The sequence below is a fragment of the Limnospira sp. genome (assembly GCF_051859755.1).
GTDB lineage: Bacteria > Cyanobacteriota > Cyanobacteriia > Cyanobacteriales > Microcoleaceae > Limnospira > Limnospira fusiformis.
In genome coordinates this window covers 1-3,816 of sequence record NZ_JBIMLI010000244.1, presented here as the reverse complement: position 1 = coordinate 3,816, position 3,816 = coordinate 1, and the positions used below count along the sequence as shown (strand labels likewise).

At 48.3% G+C, this 3,816-nt stretch carries 4 protein-coding genes; 2 read left to right on the top strand and 2 right to left on the bottom strand.

From position 1 onward, the window contains the following. The first annotated feature begins 413 nt into the window (after positions 1-413). Positions 414-1,028 (top strand): cell division protein SepF, encoded by a 615-nt coding sequence (locus tag ACTIE0_RS23315; protein WP_006623353.1) that lies wholly within the window; start codon positions 414-416, stop codon positions 1,026-1,028. Between the two features lie 101 nt (positions 1,029-1,129). Next, a complete protein-coding gene (proC, locus tag ACTIE0_RS23310) occupies positions 1,130-1,936 on the top strand; it encodes a pyrroline-5-carboxylate reductase (RefSeq protein WP_006623354.1) in 807 nt (268 codons plus the stop codon). On the opposite strand, the gene plsY is transcribed toward proC, so the two are convergent. Next, a complete protein-coding gene (plsY, locus tag ACTIE0_RS23305) occupies positions 1,933-2,613 on the bottom strand; it encodes a glycerol-3-phosphate 1-O-acyltransferase PlsY (protein ID WP_006670830.1) in 681 nt (226 codons plus the stop codon). The two genes, proC and plsY, sit on opposite strands and share 4 nt — an antisense overlap. A 69-nt stretch (positions 2,614-2,682) precedes the next feature. Continuing rightward, a complete protein-coding gene (locus ACTIE0_RS23300) occupies positions 2,683-3,732 on the bottom strand; it encodes a DUF3086 domain-containing protein (RefSeq protein WP_006623356.1) in 1,050 nt (349 codons plus the stop codon). Between the last annotated feature and the right edge of the window lie 84 nt (positions 3,733-3,816).

The following is a 3,816-nucleotide window of genomic DNA, read 5'->3' as shown; positions in this document are numbered from 1 at the left end:
CCGACAGTCCCGGACGAAGCCAGAAATAAACGTCAATATCCGGCTATGTCCGGTTTTGTTTAAGTTTTATAGAGCAGTCCACCTGATGAACTATCAATAGGGGGGATGAGGAACTTTCGGGTTAAACTTTAATCATCTGCCTTTGTGTGAGGGGAGGAAATGTCTAAAAAAATGATGACAATCAGCCCCCACCAGGTCAGCTAGAGCGGTATCTTTAGAGCAGTTACTCAACATATGAGATCTTTAAGGGTTGTTTCCTCAATTGGGGATCTCGTGTAAATTTAGTTGACCCTGTGCTTTAGGGTACAAGGCCTGTCTATCCGGGGACTGGTTACAGTCTGGGTAATGCAGGCAGTAAATATCAAAATGTCAATGGTGACGTTTTGTGGCAGTTTTATGGAGCAGAGTGAGCCGTGAATACACTGTTTAGCAAACTTAGAGATTTCGTAGGACTCAATGAGTCAGTTGAGTACGATTACGAATACGATGAAATGGAAGGGGAACAATACCAGAATATGTATCAAGCCCCTCAACCACAGGCTGCTCCTCTCATGTCAGAGGAAGAACGTCGTGGGTCTCGTCGCCCCCGTGAACGTGCTGTGGCGGCGGTCGGAGGTGGTAATATGACATCTGAATCAGTAACAATGGGTTCAACAGGAATGAATAATGTAATTGGAATGCCAGGAGCGATCAACGGAATTTCGGAAGTGATGGTTATGGAACCTCGCACTTTTGAAGAAATGCCGGCCGCTATCCGCGCCCTGAAGGAACGCAAGTCTGTAGTTCTGAATTTGACGATGATGGACCCAGACCAAGCTCAGAGAGCGGTAGATTTCGTGGCTGGTGGCACTTATGCCCTCGATGGTCATCAAGAACGCATTGGAGAAAGCATCTTTCTGTTTGCTCCTAGTTGTGTTCAGGTTAGAACTCAAGGTGGGGTGGCTAATGAGGTTCCCGGTGTGCGTCCCCGCGTGAGTTCTAGTCCTTCCTCGGCTTGGCAACCAGAAAAGGTCCAGGCGATGCAGTAGTTGCGGGTGATGCAGATACGATGGGACAAGGGGAGATGTTTGGCAGGTGATAGTTATGCTTCTCCCCTAATCCTTAGCCCAAATTTTGAGATAATGGACGGATGAGTGAGTTTAAATTGGGATTGATTGGTGGCGGGGTCATGGGAGAGGCTTTGCTGTCGGGTCTGTTGGCGAAGCAGATTTATGCCCCGGGAATGGTGATGGTTAGTGACCCTTCTGGCGATCGCCGTGAGTTTCTGTCTGACAAATATGGGGTAGGGGTAACATCTGATAATCGGGAAGTGGCGAAAGCTACTGAGGTGCTGTTGCTGGCTGTCAAGCCTCAGATTTTTGGCTGGGTGGCTGACGATTTAAAAGGACTGCTAAAGCCGGGTACTATCATCATATCTATTTTGGCAGGTGTTACCCTGTTTAAGTTGGAGAGGGTTTTTTCAGACTCTCCAGTGATTAGGGTGATGCCAAATACTCCCGCTACAGTAGGAGCCGGAGTTAGCGCTTTGGCTGCTGGTAGTTCCGTGGAACCTGCACAGATTAAACGCGCTACGGAGATTTTAGCAGCAGTTGGGGATGTGGTGGAAGTTCCAGAATATTTGATGGATGCGGTAACGGGTTTATCGGGTTCTGGTCCTGGATATGTGGCGATTATGATTGAGGCTTTGACTGATGGAGGAGTGGCGGCTGGACTTCCTAGAGCGATCGCCTCAAAGTTGGCTCTGGATACCGTTTGGGGAACCGCTCAACTCTTGCGGGAATCTCAATTACACCCAGCCGAATTAAAGGATCGCGTCACCAGTCCAGGGGGTACAACTATTGCGGGAATTGCGGAACTAGAGGCGGCGGGTTTTCGCTCGGCTTTAATTAAGGCGGTGAAAGCGGCTGGCGATCGCTCCCGGGAATTAGGGAATTAGGGGGTAGGGTCTGCTGAGAGTTTTTGACCAATGCGGGGTTCTGTACCCTGCAAAATCCGCTCGATATTGCTACGATGTCGCCAAATCACATAAGTTCCGGCGGCGATCACAAAAATTTGGTAGGGGAGGGGTTGTCCGGTGATAATCATTAAAGCCGCGATGGTGATAGCCCCAGCAATAGAACTTAAAGATACAATCCGGGAAACAGCTAAAACCACCCCAAATACAATCAATGTAGCCAAAGCCAGCAGCCAATTGAGAGCAAATAAGATCCCCAAACTGGTAGCCACAGATTTACCGCCCTTAAAGCCTATCCATATAGACATTGTATGCCCGAATACGGCGATTAAGCCAGATAATGTGGCTATCGAGTAAGCCAAAACTTGAGGGGAGTCAATCCCAGCCATAGTAGCAATTTGGCGGGTTTCATTGAGGGAATACACCCAGAAAACCATAGCAATAGCAGCGACACCCTTCAAAATATCGACTGCTAAAACCATGATCGCTGGCAGTTTACCACAGGTTCTTAATACATTAGTTGCGCCAGTTGAACCAGAACCCTCCGCCCGGATATCAATACCATAGAACCAAAGGGCGATCGCATATCCAGTAGGAATTGAGCCCAGCAGATAAGCCACCACCAACACCACCCCATTGAGAATGAACCAATTAACCATATTTAATCAAATTTCCTGCATCCATCGACAATTTGCAAACCGAATCCGACTAGCCTATATCAACTGCCCTCAAAACCTATCGAAGGATGACTGAGCCGCCGCCTGTGGGTCAGGAGCAAAAGCCAACCAGAGGGGAAACTGGAGCAACGAGAGGCTAATTTTGTCCTCTGTATCATCAATAATAATAAACGGAAGCCGACCATCATTAACCAACCTGTCCGCTTTTTGAGCCAATAACTCTGGGTCTTCAAATAATCCCAACCCTCGCTCAGGTCCAAAATCACGGCGGTCAATTCCTAAGCAGTCTTGAAGTCCCCGCCGCCACTCTCCCAGGCGTTCTGGACTATTCGCCAAAACCAAAGTCCCCAAACGTCTGTCATAGAGACTTCTGAGAATAGATATAGTCGCCGAAGCCACCAGAATATTTTGCAGACGGCTTCCCATAGTCCGCAACGCACCGCGTCCACCTTGGTTAAAGAACCAATTAGAAACCTGTTTAGCGTGGATAGGCTCAAAAGTGCGGCGGAACTGCCAAGGGGGGCCATAATAGTCAGGATTAGTGCGGTATTGGTCAATAATCCGACGAATTTGTTTGGTTTGTTCAGCAAAAGCCGACTTCGTAAATTGAGTATTAGGGTCAGGTTCAGCCACGGACTCCGCCGACTGACCTGCGGGAGTGGAACTAGCAGCAGGGGGAGTGATGGGTTCTTCTGGGATTAACTCAAGCTGTTCTGCGGTAGCCGCCAGGTCTTGAAGACTACCAACCAAATAATCTTTAAAACCTTGGACTCGGATAGCCAAATCCTGAGAAACCCCTGCAAAAGTAGTTCGCATTTCTTGCTCAATGCGTTCTCGGCGACGTTCGAGTTTTTCTACTTCCACCTGTAGAGTCTGTCGCCTCGCCTCCAACTGGCTGAGGGCTTCAGAAACCAGGTTTCCCATAGATTGAGTGAGGGCGGTTTGTTCCTGCTGTAATTTTGCCTTAGTTATCTGAAGTTGGGCAATTTCCTGCCTCAAATCTTCAGCCTGACGCTTGAGGTAATCTATAGGCTCGTCGGGGGACTGAGAGCCTGTGGTTAAATTAGGTTCAAGTGGTGATGATTCAGGTTGAGAATTCAATGGTTGTACTGCTCTATAAAACTTAAACAAAACCGGACATAGCCGGATATTGATGTTTATTTCTTGCTTCGTCCGGGACTGTCG

Excerpts from the sequence above, each read along its gene's own strand:
- proC (WP_006623354.1), top strand. The coding sequence starts at position 1,130 with ATGAGTGAGTTTAAATTGGGATTGATTGGTGGCGGGGTCATGGGAGAG.
- plsY (WP_006670830.1), bottom strand. The coding sequence starts at position 2,613 with ATGGTTAATTGGTTCATTCTCAATGGGGTGGTGTTGGTGGTGGCTTAT.